Below are 26112 nucleotides of genomic sequence, written 5' to 3'. Positions count from 1 at the left end.
CCCGCTTCACAGGTCCGCCATCAGGAGACCGCTCAGGTCCCCGGCGGCTCCGGCGTCGAGTGCCTGCTCAGCCCAGATGATCTTGCCTCGGTCGGTGTACCGGGTCCCCCAGCGGCGGGACATCTGCGCGACGAGGAACAGACCACGACCCCCCTCGTCGGTGAAGGCCGCGCGGCGCAGGTGCGGGGAGGTGCTGGTGCCGTCGGCGACCTCGCAGATCAGACTGTCGCGGTCGCGCAGCAGCCGCAGGCTGATGGGGCTGGCTCCGTACCGGATGGCGTTCGTCACGAGTTCGCTGAGGATCAGCTCGGTCGTGAACGCGGCCTCGCCGAGCCCCCAGGATTCCAGCCTGCGGGTGGCCTCGGCGCGGATCCGGGGGACGGCAGCGGGGTCGTCGGGCACCTCCCACTCCTGGACCTGTTCCGGGTCGAGCAGCCGGGTGCGTGCGACGAGCAGGGCGACATCGTCACTCGACCTGGTGCGCAGCATCGCGTCGAGCACCGCCCGGCAGGTGTCGTCCGGGGTGGCGCCGTCCGTATGGGCGAGCGCCTGCCTCAGCATGCCGAGCCCGGTGTCGATGTCACGGCCGCGGGCCTCGACCAGGCCGTCGGTGTAGAGGACCAGCCGGCTGTCGGCTGCCAGCCGGAGCACGGCCGTCTCGACCGGCAGACCTCCTCCCACGCCGAGCGGCGGGGCGACGGGGATGTCGGGGAAGGTCACGGAGCCGTCGGGCGAGACCAGCGCCGGACCGGGATGGCCGGCCCGGGCGAGAACACACCGCCCGGAGACCGGATCGTAGACCGCGTACAGGCAGGTGGCACCGGTGACGGCCTCGGTGTTGCCCTCGGCCGCCGCGTCCTGGTCGATCCGGGTGATCAGGTCGTCGAGGTGCGCGAGAAGCTCGTCCGGAGGCAGGTCCAGGGCGGCGAAGTTGTGCACCGCGGTCCTCAGGCGACCCATCGTCGCGGCGGCGTGCAGACCGTGTCCGACGACGTCGCCGACCACCAGGGCCACCCGGGCCCCCGGCAGCGGGATGACGTCGTACCAGTCGCCGCCCACCCCCGCCTGGGCGGGCAGGTACCGGTGCCCGACCTCCAGGGCGGACAGCTCGGGGAGTGCCCCGGGCAGCAGGCTGCGCTGGAGGGTGACGGCCGTGGTGTGCTCGCGGGTGTACCGCCGCGCGTTGTCGATGCACACGGCCGCCCGGGCGGCGAGTTCCTCGGCGGGGGACAGGTCGTCCGGCTCGAAGGGGTCCTGCTCCGATCGCCAGAACTCCACGACGCCCAGCAATTGGCCTCGGGCCTGGAGCGGCACCGAGATCATGGAGTGGATACCGAATTCGATGACCTTCCGGGCCCGCTCCGGGTTCTGGACCCGCCATCCGTCGGCCCTGGAGAGGTCCGCCACCAGGATCGGCCGGCCGGTGGTCATACCGATGGCCACGGGGTTGCCGGGTGTGTAGTGCATACGCCGCCCGACGGGGTAAAGGGGCACGTCGTCCCGGATGCCCTCGGTTGCGATACGGCGCATTTCCCTGCTTGCCCCCGTCGGTTCACCCCCTTGCAGCACGGGCTCCAGCAACTCGACGGTGGCGAAGTCCGCGAAGCGCGGGACCGCCACCTCGGTCAGTTCCTCGGCGGTGCGCTTCATGTCGAGGGTGGTACCGATCCGCGTGCTGGCCTCGTAGAGCAGTTGCAGGCGCCCGCCCGCCACGTCCGCCCGGCCCGCGAGGGCGCGCAGCTCCGTGGTGTCCCGCAGGGTGGCCACGCTGCCCCCCTGCGAGCCCACCTGCCGCACGCTGACCGCGAGCAGGATGTCCCCGGCCAGGAAGACCTTGTCCGTGGCCGCCCGGCCCGATGCCAGCAGTCCGGCCAGGGCCGGGCTCAGCCCGAGTCCGGTGACCGGCCTGCCCTCGGCCTCCGGCGGCAGTGCGAGCAGCCGGCGCGCCTCGTCGTTGACCAGCAGCAGCCTGGCGTCACCGTCCAGAATGAGCACGCCTTCGCGGACCGCGTGCAGCACCGCGTCGTGGTGCTCGTACATGCGGGTCATCTCCACCGGCCCGAGGCCCCGGGTCTGGCGCCGCAGACGCCCGCTGACCAGTGCCGACCCACCCGCGGCCAGCAGCAGTGCGACGCCGCCGGCGGCGAAGATCACCGGCAGTTGGTGCTGCACCACACTGGTCACCTTGTCCACCGTGACTCCCACGGTGACGAGGCCGACCGCGGTCCCCTTCTCGTCGAAGACGGCCACCGTCGAGTCGACCGCCTTCCCCAGACTGCTGTCGAACGTGGTCTGGTGGGGCTCGCCTTCGAGCGCCTGGCCGTAGGAGGTGGAGACGTGCTTCCCGATCTGGTCCGGGTCCGGGTGGGTCCACCGGAAGCCGTAGGGGCTCAGCGCCACGACGTAGTCGACGTCGGTCCTCTTGCGCACCGCCTCGGCGTGTGGCTGGAGTGCCGCCGTCGGGTCGTCGCTCTTCATCGCCTCCGCGGTGCCCGGGGCGTTCGCGAACGACTCGGCCGCCACCAGCGACCGGTCGCCTGCTTCCTGGATCGCGCGGTTGCGGTCCTGGAGCACGAGCACCGCCACGGCCGTGGCGATGAGCAGGAGGACGACCACCAGTTGCAACAGGAAGACCTGACCGGCGACGCTGCGCGGTTTCCGCCACGACAGCAGACGTCGACCGGCCGAATGGTGACGGGCCTTCGGGCCGGCCTCCGGCGGCCCGCCCTTCGGTGCCGCGCGGTCGGCCCGTCGGCTCGCTGGGACATATTGCCCGAGTTTGCCCATTTTCTCAGTATCAGTGACCGGCCCGGCGGGCGCGGCCCAGGACGGGCCCGGGCCGGCACGGTCGGGCCGGTGCCGCAGCGAGCGGGGAGTCCGAAGGCGCCAGGAACGCAGAATTGCCGGTGAGTCATGTGACTCACCGGCAATTCGTGAACCTTCCGAAGACGATCTCGTGAACGTCCCGGCTGATTCTGCCTCTGTGTCCGAGGGGGGACTTGAACCCCCACGCCCGATAAAGGGCACTAGCACCTCAAGCTAGCGCGTCTGCCATTCCGCCACCCGGACAAGGTGTCTGTCGTGCGGGGTTTCCCCCGCGGCGACGTCGTAAACATTACCAGGCTTTCCGGGGTGCCCGATCACAGCCGGTCGCCCCGCCGGATGCCGCGTCCCGCGTGAACGGCGTGTGTCGGGCCGGGACCGGCCTTGGGCGGGGAGCGGGGGAGAGGGAGGATGAAGGGGACCCACCAGCAGTGACAGCGGGAGGAACCAGCGTGAGCGCGACCGACGGCACGGCCAGGAGCGTCACCGGCGAGGACGAGGTCGTGGACCTCTGCCGCGAGCTGATCCGGATCGACACCAGCAACTACGGCGACCACTCGGGCCCGGGTGAACGCAAGGCGGCCGAATGGGTCGCCGAGAAGCTCGCCGAAGTGGGACTCGAGCCGAAGATCTTCGAGTCGCACCCGGGCCGCGCCTCCACGGTGGCCCGCATCGAGGGCGAGGACTCCTCGAGGCCCGCGCTGCTCATCCACGGCCACCTCGACGTCGTACCGGCCAACGCGGTCGACTGGACCCACCACCCCTTCTCCGGCGAGGTCGCCGACGGGTGCGTGTGGGGCCGTGGCGCGGTCGACATGAAGGACATGGACGCGATGACGCTGGCGGTCGTCCGCGACCGGCTGCGCTCCGGGCGCAGGCCGCCCCGCGACATCGTGCTCGCCTTCCTCGCCGACGAGGAGGCGGGCGGCACCTACGGCGCCCGCCACCTCGTCGACAACCACCCCGACCTGTTCGAGGGCGTCACAGAGGCGATCAGCGAGGTGGGCGGGTTCTCGTTCACCGTGAGCGAGGAGCGGCGGCTCTACCTCATCCAGACGGCCGAGAAGGGCATGCACTGGATGAAGCTGACCGTGGCCGGCACCGCCGGACACGGCTCGATGATCCACCGGGACAACGCCATCACCGAACTCTCCGAGGCGGTCGCGCGGCTCGGTCGGCACACCTTCCCGGTACGGGTCACCAAGACGACCCGTGCCTTCCTCGACGAGCTCGGCGACGCGCTCGGCACCCAGCTGGACCCCGAGGACATGCAGTCGACCCTCGCCAGGCTGGGCGGGATCGCCAAGCTGATCGGCGCGACGCTGAGCAACACCGCCAACCCGACCCAGCTGGGCGCCGGCTACAAGGTCAACGTCATCCCGGGCGAGGCCACCGCGCACGTCGACGGGCGGTTCCTGCCGGGGCACGAGGACGAGTTCCTCGGCGACCTCGACCGGATCCTCGGCCCGAAGGTGCGCCGCGAGGACGTGCACTCCGACAAGGCGCTGGAGACCTCCTTCGACGGGCCGCTGGTCGAGGCGATGCAGTCCGCGCTGCTCGCCGAGGACCCGACCGCCAAGGCCATCCCCTACATGCTGTCCGGCGGCACCGACGCCAAGTCCTTCGACGACCTCGGTATCCGCGGCTTCGGCTTCGCCCCGCTGAAGCTGCCGCCGGAGCTCGACTTCGCCGGGATGTTCCACGGCGTGGACGAGCGGGTCCCGGTGGACGGGCTCCAGTTCGGGGTGCGCGTGCTCGACCGGTTCATCGACGCGTCCTGAAATGTCCCGGTGAAACGAGAATCCACCGGGCGGAGAACGGGCGGAGAACGGGTGAGGATAATCGGCCGCCTGTGCGGGCGGGACTGGGAAGAGTGAATGCGCCGATAAGCGCGTAGCCTCATTAATTCCCCCTCGTTACTGGTGATGGCGATCCGCTGCTTGGGATCGCATTGCCAACAAGGAGGAATAATGATCAAGAAGGTCGTCGCTGCTGCGGCTGCCACTGGTGGGCTGGTTCTCGCGGGCGCGGGTCTGGCTGTTGCCGATGCCGGTGCCCAGGGTGCTGCCGTGCACTCCCCGGGTGTCGCCTCGGGCAACGTGATCCAGGTGCCCGTGCACGTCCCGGTGAACGTCTGCGGCAACACGATCTCGGTGATCGGGCTGCTGAACCCCGCCTTCGGCAACACCTGCATCAACAAGTGACGTCGCCCCGCTGAGGGGTCGTCCGTCCACACCGTCGGCCCCGGAGCGCGCGCCATGCGCTCCGGGGCCGACCGGTCTTTTTCCGAAGGAAAAGCCGAAGAAGTCGAAGAGCCCGAAATGAATCGAACAGCTGCCATGATGCGAGCGTATTCGGGACGAATGGCAAGATCGAAAGCAGGGATTCAGTAATGCGACAGGTCACCCGCAAAAGCCTCATGACCGTGGCGGCGGCGACGGGGGTGATCGCCGCCGCGGGCGGCTACGCCCACGCCGACTCCGGTGCGAACGGCGGCGCCACGGACTCGCCCGGCGTGCTGTCGGGCAACTCCGTGCAGGCGCCGGTCAACGTTCCGGTGAACGTCTGCGGCAACACCGTCGACGTCGTCGGGGCGCTCAACCCGACCTTCGGCAACTCCTGCGCCAACAAGGGCGGCGGTGCGCGGTCGGGCGGCTACGGCGACCAGCGGGGCGGTGGCTACGGCGACCACCAGGGCGGCGGTGGCGGCCGGGGCGGAAGCCACGGCGGGAACCACGGTGGCGGCCACGGCGGGAACCACGGCGGCGGCCACGGCGGCTCCGGCACGCAAGGGGGCTCCGGGGGCGCGCACGCGAGCGGGCACACCGGCGGATCGCCCGGGGTCGGCTCCGGCAACCAGGTCCAGGCGCCGATCGACGTGCCGGTCAACGTGTGCGGCAACAGCATCGACGTCGTCGGGATCCTCAACCCGTCCTTCGGCAACGACTGCGCCAACGACAGCGGTACCGGCCCCCACACGCCCCCCTCCCGCAGCCACGAGAGGCCGGGCAAGCCCGGAGAGCACGGCCCCGGCAAGCCGGGCGAGCACGGACAGTCCAACCCGTCCCGACCCGGCGGCGTGCCGTCCACGTCTGATCACGTGACCCCGGCCGGCGCCTCCGCCGTCCACCGGCCCGCCGCACAGCTCGCGCACACCGGCAGCGAGCTGCCGATGGGCCTCGCCCTGCCGGCCGGCGTGGGCGCGCTGCTCGCGGGCGCGGTGCTCTACCGCAAGGCGCGCCCCTCCGCGTGAGCCTCCGGGATGCCCACGACGGAGCGGGCCCCGCCTCGGCGGGGCCCGCTCCGTATTCGTGGGATCACCTCACCACGTGGCCCGCACCTGGCGGATGATCCGCCGGCGCAACCGCACCCTGCGGCTGCCGTCACGCAGCAGGCTCAGGCGGTCCAACTCCCAGTGTCCGTACTCGGCATGGTCCGTCAGCAGTCGGGTCGCGTCCTTGCGGGAGACCCCGCGCGGTACGTAGACGTCGACAAATTCGTATTCCGGCATCGCATCTATTGTGCGGTCTGGGGTCCGGTACGGATAGCGTCTGCACTATGTCTGATGCTGCGCAGCCCACCGCTGCCGAGGTACGCGCCGCCGCCGAGGCGGTCAAGACCGCGCTCGACCGCCACCTGGCCGCGGTCGAACGCAGGACGGGGGAGGACGACCCGGCTGTCTACGAGGCGTTCAACGAGCTGGCCGCGGCCGCCGAGGTCTACGACGAACTGCTCTACGACCGATATGACGAGGTCACGCCCTTCGAGATCCCCGGCGCGGAGGACTCCCTGCCGCCGTACGCGGGTCCCGAGGAGCCGAACGCGCTGAGTGTGCTGATCCGCCGCGACTACGCCGTCGCGGAGCCACAGCGGCTGCTGGCGCAGGCCCGGCGGATCGAGGCGGCGGACGACGAGGGAGTGGGCGGCGCGGTCTCGGACACGGTGCACGGGGCGCTGGGCATACTGTTCGGCGAGTTCGAGGCGGACGAGATCGCCTCCCGGCACAAGGAGTTCGGCCTGGAGGAGGGCGACTCCACGCTGTGGGTGCTGGCGGCCGACGAACCGGCCGAGCCGGGCGAGTGGCTGGAGACACCCTTCGAGCAGGCCGACCCCGGGCGGGTGGTCTGCCGCTTCGACGTGAGCTCGGTGTTCGACGAACTCGACGACGGTGACGACGGCGACGACGAGGAACTCGTGGACGACATCGAGGACGAGGAACTGGAGCCGCTGGACGCCGACCGCCGCTGACCGGCAGTCGGCAGCGGCGTGCGGAAAGCGGGCGGCGGAAGCCTTCGGGTCTGCATGACGGCGGTGGTCCCGAGGGGGAGACCCTCGGGACCACCGCCGTTCGCGCTACTCGGCCGCCGGGACCTGGGTGCGCAACAGCACCGGAAGCCGGGTCGTGCGGGGCTTCGCCGGGACCTCGGCGACGGCCTTCGGCAGGGCCTGGTCCACGCCGTGCACCACGGACAGATGGCGCTCCCCCCGGCCGAACGCCGTGTACACCCAGGGGCGTGACAGCGCCTGCCCGGCGTCCCCGGGCAGGACCACGACCGCCGCGGGCCACCGGCTGCCCACGGCCTGGTGCGCGGTCAGCGCCCACCCGTGCCGTACGGCCTGCTCCACCCGTTCCCTCGGCACGACCACCGGGCCGTCGGCGCAGGACAGGTGCAGCCCCTCCGCGTCGGCCGTCACCACCCGGCCGGGCACCGTACGGCCGGGCGCGGGGGAGTAGGCGATCCGGTCGCCGGGGTCGAAGCCGCCGAACCGGCCGGGGCCGGGATTGAGCCGTTCCTTGAGGGCGGCGTTCAGCGCGCGCGTGCCGGCCGCGCCGCCGTGCCCCGGGGTGATCGCCACCGTCTCCTCGGGGGTGATCCCGAAGGCCCGCGGCACCGAGTCGGCGACGAGCTGCACGGTCCGGTGCACGGCCTCGCCCGCCTCCCGCACCGGCACGATCACGATCTCCTTGCCGGGCGCGTCGACCTGGTTCAGCTCGCCGATGCCGACGCCGGAGACGAGTTCGCCGATCGGCCCCGGGTCGGGTGTGCGCGAGGCGACCTGTGGGCACGCGCGCGCCGCGAGCAGGTCGGCGAAGACCCGGCCCGGGCCGGCCGACCACAGCACCGCCGGATCACCGCTGAGCACCAGCCGCGCCCCGTCCGGCAGCGACTCCACCAGCATCGCGGCGCTCTCCACGTCCAGTTGCGGCGCGTCGAGCAGGACCAGCAGGTCGAGGGCGAAGGCCCCGTCGGCGTCCCGTCCGGGACCCTCGGTGCCGGCGAGCAGTCCCGGGACGGTCACGACGGCGCCGTCCTCTGCCCGCTCGCCGAGCAGCGTCGTGAACCGCTGCCGTCCGTCCGGTGTGTGGCAGGCCGCGACCGCGCGCAGGCCCAGCATCCGGGCCGCGGTGAGCAGCGCCGCCGGTTCGGCCCGGGAGGCCTCGCCGCCGGTGTGCAGCACCAGGCCGTGTCCGGCGACGGCGCGCAGCAGTTCGGCCGTGCTGCCGGACGCGCCGGCCGTCACCGACTCCCACTGCGCGGAGGCCTCCTTGGCCAGGGAGTTGACCACCCGGGCCAGCGCGTCGGCGAGGCTCTCCTCGGCCAGCGCGTACCGCTCCAGGCCCACCAGGACCCGGACCGGCCGGGACTCCTCGCCGTCTTCCCCGCTCTCGTCCCCGCCGCTCGCGCCGTTCTCGGCGGGCTCCTCGGGCCGACCGGACCGGGCGGCGTCCACGGAGTCCAGGGCGTCCTGGAAGACGAGGGCCTCGCCCTCGGCCAGCGCGCTCTGCACGGCCGCCTCGGCGTCCGGCACGGCCTGCCGGCCGAGTGCGGCGGTGAGCGTCGGCAACTCCAGAGCGGTGTGCCCGGCCAGGGCGGCCTGTTCCAGCAGCCAGACCGTCACCGCGCGGCCGCGCCGTTCGTCGTCGGGGGCGCACGCCGGGCCGAGCAGCGCCCGCGCGAACCCGTCGGCCTGCTCGGGACGCACACCGGGGACGCGCAGCAGCTGCCACGGGTCCTCGCGCAGCAGATCGTCGGCGCCCTCACCGAGCGCGGCGGCGGTCTGCGACGCGAGTGTCTCGGGTGCGCCGCCGTCGGCCAGCACGCGCCGCACGCCCTCGACGGCCTCCGCCGCCGGCGCCGGTGAGGCGGCTGCCGCCGGTACGGGGGGCACCGGCTGGGGCCGGTGTACCGGCTCCGGGGCGGCGCGGCGCGGGGCGGGCGCCGGCTCGGCGAACACGGTGGCCGGGGGCTTCGCCCCGCCCTCCACCGCACGCACCGCCGCCAGCAGGTCGGCGGCCTTCCCGCTCAGCTTGGTCCCGCTGGCGATGGGCTCCGCCTTCTCGGCGCGGCGCCGCTCGATCCGCTCCCGCTCGAGCTTCTGCGCGGCGAGCTCGGCCTGCGCCTCGGAGAGCTGCGCGGCCGCTTCGGCGGCGTCCTCGGCCTTGCCCGCTTCCGTCCCCGCTTCTGCGTCTGTCGCTGTCGCTGCTTCCGTGTTCGCGTCTGCGGCGAGTGTCTCCTCGCCTTCGCTTTCGCTCCCGCCCTCCGTGTCGCGCGCGGGAGGGATGTCGTCGTCGCTCGTCGAAGCGCTGTCGGCCGGCGCCGGTTCGGGCTGCGCCGTCGCGGTGTCGTCCGGGGTCCCGGGCTCCCCGGCGGCGTCCGGCGTCGCCGCTCCGGCGTTCTCGGTGCTCTCCGGGGGAACCGACTCCGTGCTCACAGCGTGCTCCAGTCGTGATCGGGATAGCGGTGCACGGGCGCCGACACGTCGTCGAGAGCCCGGCAGATCTCGTCAGGAAGACTAAGGGCCTCCACTGACAATGCGGCCGTGAGCTGCTGCGCGTTGCGCGCGCCGACGATCGGGGCGGCCACGCCGGGACGGTCGCGGACCCAGGCGAGGGCGACCTGGAGCGGGGTCACCGCCAGCCCGTCCGCGGCGGTCGCGACGGCGTCCACGATGCGGCTCGCGGTGTCGTCGAGATACGGCTCCACGAAGAGCCCGAAGTGGTCCGAGGCGCCGCGCGAGTCGGGCGGCAGGGCGTCGCCCCGGTACTTGCCGGTGAGGACACCGCGGCCCAGCGGAGAGGACGGCAGCAGACCGATGCCCAGATCCAGGGCGGCCGGCAGCACCTCGCGCTCGACGCCGCGTTGCAGCAGCGAGTACTCCATCTGTGTCGCCGCGAGGCGGGTCCGGGTGCCCGGCGCGGAGAGCTGCCAGGTGGCAGCCTTGGCGAGCTGCCAGCCGCAGAAGTTGGAGACCCCGGCGTACCTGGCGCGGCCGCTGGTGACAGCGATGTCGAGGGCCTGGAGGGTCTCCTCCAACGGGGTGTCGGGGTCGAAGGCGTGCACCTGCCACAGGTCGACGTGGTCCGTGCCCAGCCGGGCCAGCGAGGCGTCCAGGGCGGCGAGGAGGTGCCCCCGGGAGCCGTCGTAGCGGCGGTCCGGGTCGGGGACGCTGCCCGCCTTGGTCGAGATGATCAGGTCCCGGCGCGGCATCAGGCCCTCCATCAGCCGTCCGAGCAGATATTCGGCGTCCCCGTCGCCGTACACGTCGGCCGTGTCGACGAGGGTCCCGCCCGCCTCCCAGAACGTCTTCATGACGTCCGCGGCGTCGTGCTCGTCGGTGTCGCGGCCCCAGGTCAGGGTGCCGAGCCCGATGCGGGACACGCGCAGGCCGGTGCGGCCGAGATGCCTCTGCTCCATGGACGCCGAGATTACTGGCCAGAACTGGGCAGTGGGTTGCCTGTGGATAACCGAATTTCCGGGAGGGGGAGCCGAGTTCCGCAGGCCGGGACCCCGGCTCCGATCGGCGCGACCCTCGCCACACCGCCCTCCCGGGCCCCCGGCCCCCGCGCTAAGGTCTCCGCAACAGCGTCGTTACTGATCAGTAAGGGGATCGGCCATGCAGCTCGGGATCAACCTCGGCTACTGGGGTGCCGGAATGGACGGCGACAACCTCGCCGTCGCCCAGGAGGCCGACCGCCTCGGATACGCCGTCTGCTGGGCCGCCGAGGCCTACGGCTCCGACGCGGCCACCGTGCTCACCTGGGTGGCCGCGCAGACCGAGCGCATCGACGTCGGCTCGGCGATCTTCCAGATCCCGGCCCGCCAGCCGGCGATGACCGCGATGACCGCCGCCACCCTCGACTCGCTCTCCGGCGGCCGTTTCCGCCTCGGTCTCGGTGTCTCGGGACCGCAGGTCTCCGAGGGCTGGTACGGCGTCAAGTTCGACAAGCCGCTGTCCCGCACCCGTGAGTACGTGGAGATCGTCCGCAAGGCGATGACGCGGGAGCGGCTGTCGTACGACGGTGAGCACTGGACGCTGCCGCTGCCGGGCGGCCCGGGCAAGCCGATCAAGCTGACCGTGCACCCGGAGCGCGAGCACATCCCGCTGTACATCGCCGCGATCGGCCCGAAGAACCTGGAGCAGACCGGCGAGATCGCCGACGGCGCCCTGCTCATCTTCCCGTCCGCCGAGCACCTCGAGGACACCGCGATCAAGCACCTGCGGGCCGGGCGTGAGAAGGCAGGCAAGACGCTGGAGGGCTTCGACGTCTGCCCGACGCTGCCGCTGGCCCTCGGCGAGGACAAGGACGTCGAGCGGCTCGCCGACACCTTCCGTCCCTACACCGCGCTGTACGTCGGCGGTATGGGCAGCCGCAAGCAGAACTTCTACAACCAGCTCGCGCGCCGCATGGGCTACGAGGCCGCGGCCGACGAGATCCAGGACAAGTACCTGTCCGGTGACAAGCAGGGCGCCGCGGCCGCCGTGCCGCACGAGCTGATCGACCGGACCACGCTGCTGGGTTCGGTGGAGCGGATCGCCGACCGGATGAAGGCCTACGCGGCGGCCGGCGTCACGACGCTCACCCTCGCCCCCGCGGGCTTCACCCTGGACGAGCGCCTCGCCTCGCTGCGGGCCGGCGCTCAGGCCATCGAGCTCGCCGGTCTGGGCTAGCCGGGACGGGGGATTCCGGGAATTTCAGCGGCCGTGGTGGGGGCTCGGGGGTCTTCCCCGCCACGGCCGTCACGCGGAACAACGCGCCACACGGCGCGTGGTTACGCTCCCGGGCCGACTCCCGGGGTACCTCTTTCGGCGGAGTTGTCGGACACAGCTGTTGCACCGCCTCGCGTGCCGCATTTGACTCGTTCCTTGCGGAATGCTGCGGAATCCTGCGCAACGCGGAGAGGTGCCCCACGATGCTTTCGGCCAAGAGTCTGTTCCAGGAGATCATCGACAACGACGAGTCCTTCGCGCTCTTCTGTTCCATTGCCGCCGGTGGGGAGTCGCAGGGCGGCTGGGAGAACGCCCGGATCGCCGCGCTCGTCCCGCAGAGCGAACACCACCTCGCTCCCAAGATCGCCCGGCACGGCGCCGACGAGGACAAGCACGGGCGGATCTTCAACGCCCTGATGCGCAAGCGCGGGCTCGCCCCCGTGCCCGTCCCGCGGGACACCGACTACACGATGCTTCTGGAGCGCGCCGGCATCGGCCTCGCGCACGACCGGCTCCGGGCCGACCATCCGCTGACCGTGCACGACATCGTCACCTACCTCGCCCACAGCCGGGTCACCGAACAGCGGGCCGCCGAGCAGATGGAGCTGCTGCGCAAGCACTTCGCCGACCACCCCGACCTCGGCCGCGCGGTGAAGATGATCTCGAACGACGAGGACAACCACCTCGCCTACTGCCACGAGGAACTGCTGCGCCTCGCCCGCGCGGGGCACGGCCGCGCCATCCAGCAGACGCTCCGCCGGTGCGCGCTCGCCGAGATCCGGATCTACCGCGACGTGAGCCTGGCCGTCACGGCCCACATGGGAGACATCCTCGGCTGGCCGAGGGCCAGGTCGGCGCTCCTCGCGGCCGGCATCCACGCGGTGTACGCGTGGGAGCGGTTCGCGGGCTGGCGGCGGATGGTCTCCCTGGAGATGCCCGACCGCCGCGACGCGCTCGGCGGTCCGGCCGTCCCGGCTCCCGAGTACGCCTGACCCCCGACCGCGCGGGCCGGCTCCGGAGCCGCCCCTAGAGCCATCCCCGATGCTTGAACAGCCGGTACAGCAGCACCTCGAGCCCGGCCATCAGCGCGATCACCGCCGGATACGACCAAACCCACCGCAGCTCCGGCATGTGTTCGAAGTTCATGCCGTAGATGCCCGCGATCATCGTGGGGACCGCGGCCATCGCCGCCCACGCCGAGATCTTCCGCATGTCGTCGTTCTGCCGGACGCTCATCTGCGCCAGGTGCGCCGAGAGGATGTCCGTGACCAGCCGGTCCAGCCCCTCCACGGACTCGTTCACCCGCGTGAGATGGTCGCTGACATCGCGGAAGAAGGGCCGCGCCCGGTCGTCCACGAAGGGCACTCCCGGGCCGGACACGCTGGTGCCCGCCAGCCGGGTCAGCGGCGGCCCCAGCGGGCCGGTCGCCCGGCGGAACTCCAGGATCTGGCGCTTGAACCGGTAGATCCGCGACGCGGTGTGCCGTGAGCCGCCGCCGTCCGGCGAGAACACCTCCGCCTCCAGCTCCTCCAGGTCCGTCTGGAGTTCCGTCGCCACGTCCAGGTAGTGGTCCACCGTGGCGTCGGCGATCGCGTACACCACCGCCGTGGGGCCCTTGGCGAGCAGTTGCGGCTCGTGCTCGAGCCGGTGGCGTACGGCGGCCAGCGGAGCGCCCTCGCCGTGCCGGACGGTCACCACGAAGCCGTCACCTAGGAAGACCATCACCTCACCGGAGGAGACCGCGTCGCTCTCGGGCTCGTAGACGACCGGCTTGAACACCAGGAAGAGCGAGTCGTCGTAGATCTCCAGCTTGGGCCGCTGGTGGGCCTTCAGGGCGTCCTCGACGGCGAGCGGGTGCAGGCCGAACTCCTGCGTGACGTGGTCGAACTCCTTCTCCGTGGGCTCGTGCAGCCCGATCCACACGAATCCGCCCGCGGCCCGTGCATCGGCCAGGGCGTCCGAGAAGTCCTCCGGGCCCTCCGTACGGTGCCCGTCGCGATAGACAGCGCAGTCGACGATCACTCCGCGCATTCTCCCTTCGGACCCTCACCGGCGCACGCCCGCGTGCGCCTACCCTGGGCCGCATGCCCACGTTGATCCTCGTCCGGCACGGCCGGTCCACCGCCAACACCTCCGGACTGCTCGCCGGCTGGACGCCCGGCGTCGCCCTCGACGAGCGCGGAGCCGCGCAGGCGGCCGCCCTGCCCGGGCGGCTCGAGGCGCTGCCGATCGCCGAGGCCGTCGCAAGCCCCCTCCAGCGCTGCCAGGAGACGATCCGGCCGCTCCTCGACGCCCGTCCCGGGCTGCGCGCCCACACCGACGAGCGGATCGGGGAGTGCCATTACGGCGACTGGTCCGGGCGCAAGCTCGCCGAACTGATGGACGAGCCCCTGATGGAGGTCGTGCAGGCGCACCCCTCCGCGGCCGCGTTCCCCGGCGGCGAGTCCATGCGGGCCATGCAGACCCGCGCCGCCGAGGCGGTGCGGGAGTGGAACGCGCGCGTGGAGCGCGACCACGGCGCCGACGCCGTGTATCTGATGTGCTCGCACGGCGACATCATCAAGTCGCTCGTGGCGGACGCCCTCGGGCTTCATCTCGACCTCTTCCAGCGAATCTCCGTGGAACCGTGTTCCGTCACCGCGATCCGTTACACCCGGCTGCGCCCCTTTCTCGTGCGCCTCGGCGACACCGGCGACTTCGCGTCGCTCGCCCCGCGCGAGGAGCCGCCGGCCGGGGACGCGACGGTCGGGGGTGGTGCGGGCGCACCGTGATCGTCGGCCGCAGTAGGGTGAAGCGGTCCGCAAACGCGCGCGTACCCGCAGGGACGTTCCCCCACTCGTTCCCCGGCCCACGATGACCCACGATTCCCATGGAGACAGGACGTGTCCCGTCAGGTGTTCCTCTACGACCCCCCGGACCGCTTCGTGGCCGGTACGGTCGGACTGCCCGGGCGCCGTACCTTCTTCCTCCAGGCCACCGCCGGCTCCCGAGTGACCAGCGTGGCCCTGGAGAAGACCCAGGTCGCCGCGCTCGCCGAGCGTATGGACGAACTGCTGGACGAGGTCGTACGCCGGACCGGCGGCAGCGCCCCCGTGCCCGCGATGTCGCCCGCCGAGAACACCGACACGGCCCCTCTCGACACACCGATCGAGGAGGAGTTCCGGGTCGGCACCATGGCCCTCGCCTGGGACGGTGAGGAACAGCGCATGATCGTCGAGGCGCAGGCCCTCGTGGAACTCGACGCGGACTCCGAGGAGGACCTCGCCGAGGCCGAGGAGAAGCTTCTCCAGGACGAGGAGAACGGGCCCCCGATGCTGCGGGTCCGGCTCACCGGCGCGCAGGCGAGGGCCTTCGCCAAGCGCGCCCTCGACGTCGTCAACGCGGGCCGGCCGCCGTGCCCGCTGTGCAGCCTGCCGCTCGATCCGGAAGGACACGTATGTCCGCGCCAGAACGGATACCGCCGGGGGGCGTGACGACCACCGACCCGGCCGCCGCCGAACTCCTCGCGCGCGGCGAGCTCACCGTCCGCGGGCGCATCCGCGACGCCTCCAACGCGGCCCTGTACTGCACCGTCGCGCACGAGGGCCGCGAGGCCGCCTGTGTCTACAAGCCCGTCGCCGGGGAGCGGCCGCTGTGGGACTTCCCCGACGGCACCCTCGCCCAGCGCGAGGTCGCCGCCTACGAGGTCTCCGAGGCGACCGGCTGGGGCCTCGTGCCGCCCACCGTGCTGCGCGAGGGGCCGTACGGCGAGGGCATGTGCCAGCTGTGGATCGAGACGGCCCCGGAAGCCGACCTGCTCGCCCTGGTGGACGGGGAGGAGCCCGAGCCGGGCTGGAGGGCGATCGGCTTCGCCGAGGTCGGCGAGGGCCGCACCGCGCTGCTCGTGCACGCCGACGACGAACGGCTGCGCCGGCTCGCCGTCCTCGACGCGGTGATCAACAACGCCGACCGCAAGGGCGGCCACCTGCTGCCCACCGCCGACGGCCGGCTGTACGGCATCGACCACGGGGTCACCTTCAACGCCGAGAACAAGCTGCGTACGCTCCTGTGGGGCTGGGCGGGGGAGCCCCTGACCGGCGAGGCCGTCGACGTGCTCAAGGGCCTCAGGGGCGCCCTGGAGCCCGGCGGGCGGCTGGCGGTCACCCTGGCCGCGCTCCTCACCCCGGCCGAGGTCGACGCCACGCGCGCGCGTGCCGACGCGCTGCTGGAGGCCGGGAAGCACCCGGAGCCGAGCGGTGACTGGCCGGCCATCCCCTGGCCCCCGGTCTGACCGCCCCCGCCACGCCGACACGCATGCCGGACGGAATCGCACAAGAGGGCCTTCCCGGCCATCTGGCCTGCTCCGGTTCGTATACGCAACTTCCGTCCGGTTAGGCTCATGACATGCATGCCTGGCCCGCTTCCGAGGTCCCCGCCCTGCCTGGTCAGGGCCGCGACCTGAGGATCCACGACACCGCGACCGGCGGCTTGGTCTCCCTCGACCCCGGTCCCGTCGCCCGTATCTACGTCTGCGGCATCACGCCGTACGACGCGACCCACATCGGTCACGCGGCGACCTACAACGCGTTCGACCTCGTTCAGCGCGTGTGGCTCGACACCAAGCGGCAGGTTCACTACGTCCAGAACGTCACCGACGTCGACGACCCGCTCCTGGAGCGGGCCGAACGCGACGGCGTCGACTGGGTCGCCCTCGCCGAGAAGGAGACGGCGCTCTTCCGCGAGGACATGACGGCCCTGCGGATGCTGCCGCCGCGCCACTACATAGGCGCCGTCGAGGCCATACCCGGCATCGTCCCGCTCGTCGAGCGGCTGCGGGACGCCGGCGCCGCCTACGAGCTCGAAGGCGACGTCTACTTCTCCGTCGAGTCCGACCCGAACTTCGGCCGGGTCTCGGGCCTGGACGCGGCCGCCATGCGGCTGCTCTCCGCCGAGCGCGGGGGCGACCCCGACCGCCCCGGCAAGAAGAACCCGCTCGACCCGATGCTGTGGATGGCGGCCCGTGAGGGCGAGCCCAGCTGGGACGGCGGCTCGCTCGGCCGAGGCCGGCCGGGATGGCACATCGAGTGCGTGGCCATCGCCCTGGACCACCTCGGGATGGGCTTCGACGTGCAGGGCGGCGGCTCCGACCTCGCCTTCCCGCACCACGAGATGGGCGCCTCCCACGCCCAGGCGCTGACCGGCGAGTTCCCCATGGCGCAGGCGTACGTGCACGCCGGCATGGTCGCCCTGGACGGCGAGAAGATGTCCAAGTCCCGGGGCAACCTCGTCTTCGTCTCGAAGCTGCGCCAGGACGGCGTCGACCCCGCCGCCATCCGCCTCACCCTCCTCGCCCACCACTACCGCGCGGACTGGGAGTGGACCGACCAGGTCCTCGTCGACGCCCAGGCCCGGCTCGGACGCTGGCGTGCCGCCGTCTCCCGGCCCGACGGGCCGCCCGCCGAGGCGCTCGTCGAGGAGATCCGCGTGGCGCTCGGCAACGACCTCGACGCCCCGGCCGCGCTCGCCGCCGTCGACCGCTGGGCGGCGCTCCAGCAGGAGCAGGGCGGTACGGACATCGGCGCCCCCGGTGTCGTCTCGCGTGCCGTGGACGCACTGCTGGGCGTGGCGCTGTAGCCGAAGGCGCCCGTACACCGGGTACGACGAGGGGCGGTGCGCCGATGCGCACCGCCCCTCTCGGTCCTCTGCCCTGCCCGGTGTCCTAGTCCTCCGAGGAATCGCTGTCGTCGGAGGCGTCGCCGCTCGGCTTCGGCGGCTTCGGGGGCCGGGTCCGCTCCCCGGGGTCCGGCGGACCGCCGCCGTCCCGGCGCCGCAGGTAGCGCTCGAACTCGCGGGCGATCGCCTCGCCCGACGCCTCCGGCAGCTCCGCGGTGTCCCGCGCCTCCTCCAGCGTCTGCACGTACTCGGCGACCTCGGTGTCCTCGGCGGCCAGCTGGTCCACGCCCACCTGCCAGGCACGCGCGTCCTCGGGCAGCTCGCCCAGGGGGATGCGCACGTCGATCAGGTCCTCCAGGCGGTTGAGGAGGGCCAGCGTCGCCTTGGGGTTCGGCGGCTGTGAGACGTAGTGCGGCACGGCCGCCCAGAGGCTCACCGCCGGCACCCCCGCGTGCGTGCACGCCTCCTGGAGGACGCCGACGATGCCCGTGGGGCCCTCGTACTTGGTCTCCTCCAGGTCCATCCGCTGCGCCAGGTCCGCGTCGGACGTGGTCCCGCTGATCGGCACCGGACGCGTGTGCGGGGTGTCACCGAGCAGGGCGCCCAGGATGACCACCAGCTCCACACCCAACTCGTGCGCGAAGCCCAGCAGCTCGTTGCAGAACGAGCGCCAGCGCATGGACGGTTCGATGCCGCGGACGAGCACCAGGTCGCGCGGCTTGTCGCCGCCGACGCGGACGACCGACAACCTTGTCGTCGGCCACGTGATCTTGCGCACGCCGGCGTCCATCCACACCGTGGGGCGGTTCACCTGGAAGTCGTAGTAGTCCTCGGCGTCCAGCGCCGCGAACACCTCGCCCTTCCACTCCCGCTCCAGGTGCCCGACCGCGGTGGAGGCGGCGTCGCCGGCATCGTTCCAGCCCTCGAACGCGGCCACCATGACCGGGTCGATCAGCTCGGGAACCCCCTCGAGCTCGATCACCCAGCGCCTCCTTCCGACGTGCCCTCGCTTGACCACCCAACCTTACGGCGTTCCGCGGGGGCGCTCGCAGCCCCCTTGCACGGGGGAGTGAACGGATCACTGCCCCGTTCGCCACCCCCGAACACCCCCTGTCGGACCCGTCTCACGGCGTCGACGCACAGGCGGCGCACAGGGTGGGCGCGCAGGGTGGGCGCATGCCGCGGACTCACAGCGTCGAGCGCAGCCACTGCTCCACGCTCGCGATGTGCACCGTCGCCCACGACCGCGCCGCCTCCGCGTCCCGGTCGCGCAGCGCGGCCAGGATCGCCCGGTGTTCGCGCAGCGTGCCGGCGACCGCGTCCTCCTGCGTGAGGCCGCGCCAGATGCGGGCCCGGGTGGTGGGCCCGGACAGCCCGTCGAGCAGCGAGCACAGCACCGAGTTGCCGGCGCTCTGCACGATGCCCCGGTGGAACTCCAGGTCGCCGGCGACCAGTTCCTCCACCGAGGGCTCGGCCCCGAGCTTGTCCAACTGGGCGTCGAGCGCGTCCAGTTGCTGCTCACTGATCCGCAGGGCGGCCATCGCGGTGGCGGCCGGCTCCAGGATGCGGCGCACGGCCAGGAACTCCAGGACCGTGTCGTCGCGGTGGAAGTCGACGACGAAACTCAGCGCCTCGAGGAGCAGTTGCGGATCGAGACTGGTGACGTAGGTGCCGTCGCCCTGTCGCACGTCCAGGATCCGGATCAGCGACAAGGCGCGCACCGCCTCGCGCAGGGAGTTGCGGGACAGACCCAGATCGGCGGCCAGCTCGCTCTCCTTGGGCAGCCGGTCCCCGGGGCGCAGCGCACCCGAGACGATCATGCCCTTGATCTTCTCGATCGCCTCGTCGGTGACTGCCATGCCGGCCTCCCTGTCGTTCATCGCCCGGACATCACATCCGGGCAGCGGATCCAGACATCAGATCCAGACATCGGATGTCTCAGCCACATTATGGGGGCAGATCAGAGCAGTGCCTCCAGGTCTGCGATCACCGCCCGCTCGTCGACCGTGGTCAGCCCGCGATCGCGCATCAGCACCCGCCCGTCGACGACGGTGTCCCGCACGTCCGACGGGTGCGCCGCGTACGCCAGCGTCGACCACGGGTCGTGGCGCGGCCGCAGATGCGGTGCGTCCAGGTCGAGGACGATCAGGTCGGCCCGCTTGCCCGCCTCCAGCGAACCGAGCTGCTCGCCGAGGCCGAGCGCCCGCGCGCCCTCGATCGTCGCCATCCGTACGGCCTGCTCGGCGCCGACCGCCGTCGGATCGCCGGACGCCTTGTGCACCAGCGCCGCCTGCCGCACGGCCCCCAGCACGTCCAGCGAGTTGGAGCTGACGGCGCCGTCCGTGCCCAGCCCCACCGTCACGCCCGCGCTCAGCAGTCGCGGCACGGGCGCGATGCCGCAGCCCAGCTTCAGGTTCGACACCGGACAGTGGGCGACGGCCGTGCCCGTCCGGGCCAGCGCCGCGATCTCGGGCCCGGTGAGGTCGACGGCGTGCGCGAGCAGCACGTCGGGGCCGAGCAGCCCGAGGGAGTCCAGCAGCTCCACCGGCCGCTTCCCGTGCTGCACCTCGACGGTGGCGACCTCGGTGGCGTTCTCGGCCGCGTGGATGTGCACCAGCGCCCCGAACTCCCTGGCCAGCGCGAAGACTTCGGTGAGCTGCCCGGGGGAGAGGGTGTACGCCGAGTGCGCGAAGACGACCGGCCGGTGTCCGGGCCGGGCGGGTCCGCGCGCCTCGAGGTCGCGTCGCGCCCACCCGAGCCGCCCCTCGTACGCCATGCCGTCCGGCGGCCCGGGCACGTCCATGAAGGTGGGCCCGGTGTGCAGTCGCCAGCCCGTCTCGCGGGCCGCCCGCTCGGCCGCCTCGTGGAACCAGTACATGTCCAGCGCCGAGGTCACCCCGGCCCGCAGGCTCTCCGCGACCGCCAGCCGCACCGCCGCCGCCACGTTCTCCGGCGCCAGCAGCTCCGCCTCCCACTTCAGCACCCGCTCCAGGAACCCCTGGAGGGTGACGTCGTCGGCGCGGCCGCGCAGCAGGGTCATCGCGAGGTGGGTGTGCGTGTTGATCAGGCCGGGGAGGACGAGGCACCCGGCGGCGTCGATCTCCTCGGCCGCGGTGTGGCGCTCGCGCAGCTCCTGGGCCGGTCCCACGGCGAGGATGCCGCCCTCATGGACCGCGACCGCCCCGTCCCGGACGACGGTTCCGGCGCCGTCCATCGTCAGGACGTCGCCCCCGTGCACCAGCAGGTCGATGCTCACGCCTGCTCACCCTCCGCTTCCGCTTCCGCGAGCAGCCGCAGCGCCTCCAGGGACACCACCGCGCCCCGTTCGACGCCGGCCGCGACGACCTCCCGGTGCGGGTCGTAGCCGCCGGTCGCCTGCTCGTCGACCAGCTCGTCGGCGTTCGCCCCGTCGATCACCAGCACACCGCCCGCGACCAGGCCGCGCAGCGAGGCCGTGACCAGCAGCGCGGACAGTTCCATCTCGATTGCTGCGAGCCCGGCGCCGGCGTACGAGAAGAGCGGGAGCAGGCCCGGCTGGAAGGCAGCCCGGGTCCACACGACGCCCCGGTGGTGCGGGGCGCCGGCCTCGCGGGCCGCGCGCTGGAGGGCGAGGACCGCCTCGGGCGCGGACACCGCCGGGTACTCCGGGGGCAGCAGCTGATGGGTGACGCCGTCGTCGCGCACGGCCGCCTCCGCGATGACCAGGTCGCCGTCCCCGATGCCCGGCTTCATCGCGCCCGCCGTACCGAACCGCAGGAAGGTGCGCACACCCGCGTCCGCCAGCTCCTGGAAGAGCAGGATCGCGCCGGGCGCGCCCACGCCGTGCGAGGCGACGACGACCGGCACGCCCTTCCAGCTTCCGCTGAACACCCGGTACTCGCGGTGGTACGAGACCTCCTCGGCGCCGTCGAGGAGAGCGGCGACGGCCGCGGCGCGGGCCGGGTCGCCGACGACCACGGCGTGCGCCGGGAGACCGGTGCGCGGAATACGGGTGACGGGCAGCAAATCCTGCGTCATTGGACGGCTCCGGTGGTACGGGGGCGGCGACGGCGGCGGGCCGTCGTGAGGAACAGGGCGCCGAGCGTGACGATGTAGGGCGCGGCGTCGGTCGCCTGCTGCGGCAGGCCGAGACCCTGGAGGCGGAACCCGGCCGCTTCGGCGAGCCCGAACAGCAGCGCGGCGAGCAGGACGCCCAGGGGCGCGGCGCGGCCCAGCATGACGGCCACGACAGCGATCCAACCACGGCCCGCCGTCATGTTCTCCGTGAACAACGTGACGTTGCCGAGGGCGAGCTGGGCGCCCGCCAGACCGCACAGCACTCCCGACAGCAGGATCGCGCCGTACTGGTACTTCGCGGGGCTCACCCCGAGGGTGGCCGCCGCGTCGGGCGCCTCGCCGACCCCGCGCAGCCGGAGCCCCCACACATGGCGCGACAGCAGCAGGGCGGCGACCGCGACCGCCGCCCACGACAGGTACGCGAGCGGGGTGAAGCCACCGATCAGCGGCAGCCCGGCGAGCGAGGGATCGTCGAAGGTGCCCTGCACGCCGAAGACTGTGCGCAGCAGGAAGCTGGTCAGGCCGACGGCCAGGAGGTTCATGGCGATGCCGAGGACCACCGCGTCCCCGCGCAGGGTGACCGCCCCCACGGCCAGGATCAGCGAGTAGGCGGCCGCCGCGAGGGCCGCCGCCAGGACGCCGAGCCAGGGGCTGCCGGTGAACCAGCTGGTCGCCACGGAGGTGAAGCAGCCCATCAGCATCATGCCCTCGAGGCCGATGTTGAAGACCCCGGCACGCTCGCACAGGGCGCCGCCGAGGGCAGCCAGCAGGATCGGGGTGAGCGCGCGCAGCGCCGACATCAGGAGATCGGAGTCGAGGAACATCACACCGCCTCGCTTTCCCGGGTGCGACGGCCGAACCAGCGGCTGGGGAAGCGCAGCCGGGCCGCGAGGAACACGATCACGATCGCCTGGAGCACCTGTGTCAGTTCGCGCGGCACCTCTGTGGTGCGCTCCATCGCCAGTCCGCCGACCTGGAGGACGGCGAAGAAGAACGCGGCGACCACCGTGCCCAGCGGAGCCGCGGCGGCGAGCAGGGCCGCCGTGAGGCCGGTCCAGGTGTAGCCGGGGGCGGTGAGCGAGCCGTCCACGAAGCGGTAGGGGAAGCTCAGCACCCCGATGGCGCCAACGAGTCCGGCGAGGCCGCCGGAGAGCGCCATCAACTTCAGCGTCAGGCCTCGGCGTTCGACGCCCGCGTACGCGGAGAAGCGGGGGTTGAGGCCCGTCATGCGGATCTCGTAGCCGACGGCGGTGCGCTTGTCGGTGAACCAGTACGCGGCGGCGGCGATCGCGACGAGGACGAGCCCGAGGGTGACCGTGGAGTCGCCGAACGCGGGCAGTGCCACCCCGTCCGGCAGCGCACGCGTCTGGGGCAGGCTGGAGCCCGGCTCCTTGAGCGGGTAGCGCGCCAGGTAGGAGGCGAGCGACACCGCCGGATAGCTGAGCAGCAGGCTGCTGACCAGCAGCGGGACCCCGAGGTGGTTCTCGCACAGGGCGGCCAGGACGGCGTACCCGGCACCCGCCGCCATCCCGGCGAGCAGCGCCAGGACCACGGTGAGGGGCGCGGGGAGCGGCGAGTGGAGACCGGTGACGGCGGCCGTGATCCCGCCGAGCACCATCTGTCCGTCGCCGCCGAGGTTGATCAGCCCGGCCCGCAGCGGGATCGCCAGCGCGAGCGCCAGACCGAGCACGCTGGTGCCGGTGGTCAGCGTCGAGCCGATGCCGTCGGCGCCGAGCGCGCCGGTCACGACGGCTCGGTACGCCGTGACCGGGTCCGCGCCGGTGCCGAGCAGGAACAGCGCGCCGATGACGAGGCCCGCGAGGACGGAGAAGGTGAGGGGGGAGCGCAGGGCTCCGGATATGCGTGTCATGTCAGTGGGTTCATGTCGGTGGCCTCCACGGGGGCGCCCGCCATCGCGAGGCCCAGCGTCCGCTCGTCCGCCTCTTCCTTGGTGTACGAGGCCGCGACCCGGCCCTCGTACATGACGAGCACACGGTCCGCGAGGCCACGGATCTCGCTGAGCTCGGCCGAGACGAGGAGGACGGCGTGACCGGCGTCGCGGTAGGCGATCAGCTGGTCGTGGATGTTCTGGATGGCGCCGATGTCGACGCCCCGGGTCGGCTGTTCGACCAGCAACAACGGTGCGTCATGGGCGAGTTCGCGGCCGATGAGCAGCTTCTGGAGATTGCCGCCGGACAGCGCGGAGGCCGGGACCTCGGTGGTCGCCGCCTTGATGCCGAAGCGCTCGACGAGCCGCCGGGCGTGCGCGCGGACGGCCGCCGGCGGCAGCAGGCCGCGGGCGGAGAGGGTGGTGCGGTGGTGTCCCATCGCCAGGTTGTCCGCGACCGAGGCGGCGGGGGCCGTACCGACCGCGTGCCGGTCCTCCGGGACGTAGGCGAGCCCCTTCGCACGTCGCTCGGTGGCCGAGGCGTGGGTGATGTCGGCGCCCTGGAGCGTGACCTGTCCGGCGGCGACGGGCCGCAGCCCGGCCAGTGCCTCGACCAGCTCGCTCTGGCCGTTCCCGGCGACGCCCGCGATACCGACGATCTCACCGGCGCGGACGGTGAGGTCCACATCGTGGACGGAATCCGTGCTGAACCCGGTGACCCGCAGCACCGCTTCACCGGGCGTTCCCGGTGCGTGGACGCGGTCCAGTTCCACCGCGCGGCCGGTCATCGCGGCGGCGATCTCGTCGGCCGTCGTGTCGGAGGTGACCAGCCGGGCGGCGACCCGGCCGTCCCGCAGGACGGTCACCCGGTCGCTGCCCTCCAGCACCTCGCGCAGCTTGTGGGTGACGAGGACGACCGTACGGCCCTGCGCGGTCAGCGACTTGAGCACGCCGAACAGGGTGTCCGCCTCGGCCGGGGTGAGCACGGCCGTCGGCTCGTCGAGGATGAGCGTACGGGCGCCGCGGTGCAGCAGCTTGAGGATCTCCACACGCTGCCGCAGCCCGACCGGCAGGTCGCCGACCCGGGCGTCGGGGTCGACGGCCAGCCCGTGCTCCTCGGCGAGCGCGCGCACCCGGCGGCGGGCCGCGGCCCGGTCCACCAGGCCGAAGCGGCGCGGTTCGGCCGCGTAGACGACGTTCTCGGCGACCGTCAGCGAGCCGAACAGCTTGAAGCTCTGGTGGACCATGCCGAGCCCCGCGGCCATGGCGTCGGAGGGGCTGGTGAAGCGCACCTCCCGCCCGTCGATCCGGATCGACCCGGCGTCGGCGCGCTCCATGCCGTACAGGACCGACATCAGCGTGGACTTGCCCGCGCCGTTCTCGCCCATCAGGGCGTGGATCTCACCGTGCCGGACCGTCAGGTCGACGGCGTCGTTGGCGAGCGTGCCGGGGAACCGCTTGGTGATTCCCCGGAGCTCGACGGCGACGCCGGTCACGCCCGCGCCGCTCCCGGGTTCAGCTGGCGGCCGGGTCATCGACCTTCAGCTCTCCGGAGACGATCTGGTCGCGCAGCGCCTCGACCTTCGTCAGGACGTCCTTGTGGTCGGCGATCACGCACTTCGACGTGTCCACGCCGTCCTCCAGGCCGGTCAGGCTGATGCCGCCCTCCTTGAGGCCGTACGAGACGGTCGTACCGGTCGTGCCGCCGAGGACCGACTCGATGCCCTTCTCGACGGCGATGTCCGTGCGCTTGATCACGTTGTCGACGACCGTGCCGGGCGCCGAGGCGCACTGGTTGACGTCGACGCCGTACGCGAACGCGCCCTTGGCCTTCGCGGCCTCGAAGACGCCGTAGTTGCCGGCCGCCGCGGCCGCCATGATCTGGTCGTAGCCCTTGGCCAGCAGGGTGTTCGCCTGCTCCTTGGCGCGGGCCGAGTCGTCGAAGGGGGACTGGCCGCCGACGAAGCGGGTCGACGCCTCCGTCTTGGCGGCGACCTTCTTGGCGCCGGCCGCGAACGGGTCGCTGTAGCGGCGGAACTGGGGGGTGTCTAGCACGTCCACCGCGCCGACCTTGCCGGACTTGCTCAGCAGCCCCGCCTCGGCGCCCGCGAGGTAGACGCCCTCGTGCTCACGGAAGACCGCGCAGCTGACGTTCTTGAAGGTCTTGGTGGTGCACGCGTCGATGATCAGGAACTGCTGGCCCGGGTTCTTCTCGGCCTGCTGGGCGACGAGGTCGGCGAACTCGAAGCCGACGAGGACGATGACGTCCGGCTCGGCGTCCACCGCGGCCTGCACGTTCTGCTGCTGGGAGGCGGTGTCGGTGGACTCGTAGACCTTCTGGGTCCCTTCGTGCTGCTCGGCCGCGCTCTTGACGCCGGTCACCGCGAGCTTGAGGAACTCGTTCTGGCCGACGGCGTCGGGGGTGACGAGGGTGAAGGACTTGCCGCTGCCGCCGCTCGCGCCCGTGGCGGAGTCGTCCTTCTTCGCGGCGGCGTTGCAGGCGGTGGCGAGGAGCACGGTGCCGGTCGCGAGGGCGGCGAGCTGCACGGAACGGCGGTGTCTGCGGGGCATCGGGGAACCTTCCGGGTATGCCGAGAGGCGCATCACGATGCTGAGGTGCGCGCGTACGGCGGGGTGAGGTGAGCGACGGTGCTCGGTGCGGCAGAGACCGCGAGGGAGGGCCGAGGGGACGGACTCAGCCG

Annotated in this window: 23 protein-coding genes and 1 tRNA gene; 10 read left to right on the top strand and 14 right to left on the bottom strand. The window is 72.5% G+C overall.

Features of this window, described 5'->3' with window-relative positions; genetic code table 11:
- Window positions 1-6: 6 nt before the first annotated feature.
- Window positions 7-2787 carry a SpoIIE family protein phosphatase gene (locus OG736_RS10290; protein WP_327182158.1) on the bottom strand — a complete coding sequence of 927 codons (2781 nt, stop codon included), beginning with the start codon at window positions 2785-2787 and terminating at the stop codon, window positions 7-9.
- Window positions 2788-2984: 197 nt separating this feature from the next.
- Window positions 2985-3069 (bottom strand) — tRNA-Leu (locus OG736_RS10285).
- A 206-nt stretch (window positions 3070-3275) separates the two neighbouring features.
- Here OG736_RS10285 and OG736_RS10280 point away from each other — a divergent pair.
- The 3 genes from OG736_RS10280 to OG736_RS10270 all read left to right on the top strand — a co-directional run bounded on the left by OG736_RS10280 (window position 3276) and on the right by OG736_RS10270 (window position 6076).
- Complete coding sequence (locus OG736_RS10280; RefSeq protein WP_267020744.1) at window positions 3276-4604, top strand: M20/M25/M40 family metallo-hydrolase; 1329 nt, start codon at window positions 3276-3278, stop codon at window positions 4602-4604.
- A gap of 189 nt (window positions 4605-4793) precedes the next feature.
- Window positions 4794-5027, top strand: a complete 234-nt coding sequence (gene chpH / locus OG736_RS10275; protein WP_028806602.1) for a chaplin ChpH — start codon at window positions 4794-4796, stop codon at window positions 5025-5027.
- A 188-nt stretch (window positions 5028-5215) separates the two neighbouring features.
- Window positions 5216-6076 (top strand): chaplin, encoded by an 861-nt coding sequence (locus OG736_RS10270; protein ID WP_327182157.1) that lies wholly within the window; start codon window positions 5216-5218, stop codon window positions 6074-6076.
- Between the two features lie 69 nt (window positions 6077-6145).
- Here the strand turns inward: OG736_RS10270 and OG736_RS10265 are convergent, their stop codons facing one another.
- On the bottom strand, window positions 6146-6334 hold the full coding sequence (locus tag OG736_RS10265; RefSeq protein WP_005485166.1) for a DUF5703 family protein: 189 nt from the start codon (window positions 6332-6334) through the stop codon (window positions 6146-6148).
- 47 nt (window positions 6335-6381) lie between these two features.
- Here OG736_RS10265 and OG736_RS10260 point away from each other — a divergent pair, with 47 nt between their 5' ends.
- Window positions 6382-7071, top strand: a complete 690-nt coding sequence (locus OG736_RS10260) for a hypothetical protein (RefSeq protein ID WP_327182156.1) — start codon at window positions 6382-6384, stop codon at window positions 7069-7071.
- Window positions 7072-7176: 105 nt separating this feature from the next.
- On the opposite strand, the gene OG736_RS10255 is transcribed toward OG736_RS10260, so the two are convergent.
- Both OG736_RS10255 and OG736_RS10250 read right to left on the bottom strand, forming a co-directional pair.
- The gene (locus OG736_RS10255) at window positions 7177-9537 is read right to left on the bottom strand and encodes a helix-hairpin-helix domain-containing protein (RefSeq protein WP_327182155.1); all 2361 of its coding nucleotides are present in this window, start codon (window positions 9535-9537) and stop codon (window positions 7177-7179) included.
- Window positions 9534-10520: an aldo/keto reductase gene (locus OG736_RS10250; protein ID WP_327182154.1), complete on the bottom strand. Its 987-nt coding sequence runs from the start codon at window positions 10518-10520 to the stop codon at window positions 9534-9536. Before OG736_RS10250 ends, OG736_RS10255 begins: the two co-directional genes overlap by 4 nt.
- A gap of 199 nt (window positions 10521-10719) precedes the next feature.
- Here OG736_RS10250 and OG736_RS10245 point away from each other — a divergent pair, with 199 nt between their 5' ends.
- Together OG736_RS10245 and OG736_RS10240 are read left to right on the top strand one after the other, a co-directional pair.
- Complete coding sequence (locus tag OG736_RS10245; protein ID WP_327182153.1) at window positions 10720-11775, top strand: LLM class F420-dependent oxidoreductase; 1056 nt, start codon at window positions 10720-10722, stop codon at window positions 11773-11775.
- A 242-nt stretch (window positions 11776-12017) separates the two neighbouring features.
- Window positions 12018-12806, top strand: coding sequence for a ferritin-like domain-containing protein (locus OG736_RS10240; protein WP_327182152.1), 789 nt, complete (start codon window positions 12018-12020; stop codon window positions 12804-12806).
- 34 nt (window positions 12807-12840) lie between these two features.
- On the opposite strand, the gene corA is transcribed toward OG736_RS10240, so the two are convergent.
- On the bottom strand, window positions 12841-13836 hold the full coding sequence (gene corA / locus OG736_RS10235) for a magnesium/cobalt transporter CorA (protein ID WP_327182151.1): 996 nt from the start codon (window positions 13834-13836) through the stop codon (window positions 12841-12843).
- 62 nt (window positions 13837-13898) lie between these two features.
- Here corA and OG736_RS10230 point away from each other — a divergent pair, with 62 nt between their 5' ends.
- The 4 genes from OG736_RS10230 to mshC all read left to right on the top strand — a co-directional run bounded on the left by OG736_RS10230 (window position 13899) and on the right by mshC (window position 17427).
- Window positions 13899-14585 carry a histidine phosphatase family protein gene (locus tag OG736_RS10230; protein ID WP_327182150.1) on the top strand — a complete coding sequence of 229 codons (687 nt, stop codon included), beginning with the start codon at window positions 13899-13901 and terminating at the stop codon, window positions 14583-14585.
- A 111-nt stretch (window positions 14586-14696) separates the two neighbouring features.
- A complete protein-coding gene (locus OG736_RS10225) occupies window positions 14697-15287 on the top strand; it encodes a DUF3090 domain-containing protein (protein ID WP_327182149.1) in 591 nt (196 codons plus the stop codon).
- Window positions 15251-16084: an SCO1664 family protein gene (locus tag OG736_RS10220; protein ID WP_327182148.1), complete on the top strand. Its 834-nt coding sequence runs from the start codon at window positions 15251-15253 to the stop codon at window positions 16082-16084. The genes OG736_RS10225 and OG736_RS10220 overlap by 37 nt, the downstream gene beginning before the upstream one ends.
- A 113-nt stretch (window positions 16085-16197) precedes the next feature.
- Window positions 16198-17427: a cysteine--1-D-myo-inosityl 2-amino-2-deoxy-alpha-D-glucopyranoside ligase gene (gene mshC, locus OG736_RS10215; RefSeq protein ID WP_327182147.1), complete on the top strand. Its 1230-nt coding sequence runs from the start codon at window positions 16198-16200 to the stop codon at window positions 17425-17427.
- Window positions 17428-17512: 85 nt separating this feature from the next.
- Here mshC and OG736_RS10210 read toward each other — a convergent pair whose 3' ends face one another.
- The 8 genes from OG736_RS10210 to OG736_RS10175 form a co-directional block, all read right to left on the bottom strand.
- Window positions 17513-18448, bottom strand: a complete 936-nt coding sequence (locus tag OG736_RS10210) for a PAC2 family protein (RefSeq protein WP_142269503.1) — start codon at window positions 18446-18448, stop codon at window positions 17513-17515.
- Window positions 18449-18653: 205 nt separating this feature from the next.
- Window positions 18654-19325 carry a FadR/GntR family transcriptional regulator gene (locus OG736_RS10205; protein ID WP_020128291.1) on the bottom strand — a complete coding sequence of 224 codons (672 nt, stop codon included), beginning with the start codon at window positions 19323-19325 and terminating at the stop codon, window positions 18654-18656.
- Window positions 19326-19426: 101 nt separating this feature from the next.
- Window positions 19427-20722 (bottom strand): amidohydrolase, encoded by a 1296-nt coding sequence (locus OG736_RS10200; RefSeq protein ID WP_327182146.1) that lies wholly within the window; start codon window positions 20720-20722, stop codon window positions 19427-19429.
- Window positions 20719-21483, bottom strand: a complete 765-nt coding sequence (locus OG736_RS10195; protein ID WP_327182145.1) for a nucleoside phosphorylase — start codon at window positions 21481-21483, stop codon at window positions 20719-20721. The genes OG736_RS10200 and OG736_RS10195 overlap by 4 nt, the downstream gene beginning before the upstream one ends.
- Window positions 21480-22346 (bottom strand): ABC transporter permease, encoded by an 867-nt coding sequence (locus OG736_RS10190; protein WP_327182144.1) that lies wholly within the window; start codon window positions 22344-22346, stop codon window positions 21480-21482. Before OG736_RS10190 ends, OG736_RS10195 begins: the two co-directional genes overlap by 4 nt.
- Window positions 22346-23392, bottom strand: coding sequence for an ABC transporter permease (locus OG736_RS10185; protein ID WP_327182143.1), 1047 nt, complete (start codon window positions 23390-23392; stop codon window positions 22346-22348). Before OG736_RS10185 ends, OG736_RS10190 begins: the two co-directional genes overlap by 1 nt.
- Window positions 23389-24945, bottom strand: a complete 1557-nt coding sequence (locus OG736_RS10180) for an ABC transporter ATP-binding protein (protein ID WP_327182142.1) — start codon at window positions 24943-24945, stop codon at window positions 23389-23391. The genes OG736_RS10185 and OG736_RS10180 overlap by 4 nt, the downstream gene beginning before the upstream one ends.
- Entirely contained in the window at window positions 24926-25981 is a 1056-nt protein-coding gene (locus OG736_RS10175) for a BMP family ABC transporter substrate-binding protein (protein ID WP_327182141.1), read from the bottom strand. The genes OG736_RS10180 and OG736_RS10175 overlap by 20 nt, the downstream gene beginning before the upstream one ends.
- Window positions 25982-26112: the final 131 nt, after the last annotated feature.

The organism is Streptomyces sp. NBC_01334 (assembly GCF_035983595.1).
GTDB classification, from domain to species: Bacteria; Actinomycetota; Actinomycetes; order Streptomycetales; family Streptomycetaceae; genus Streptomyces; species Streptomyces coriariae.
The sequence above is the reverse complement of the archived record's forward strand: the minus strand, read 5'-3'. Positions and strand labels throughout refer to the sequence as shown.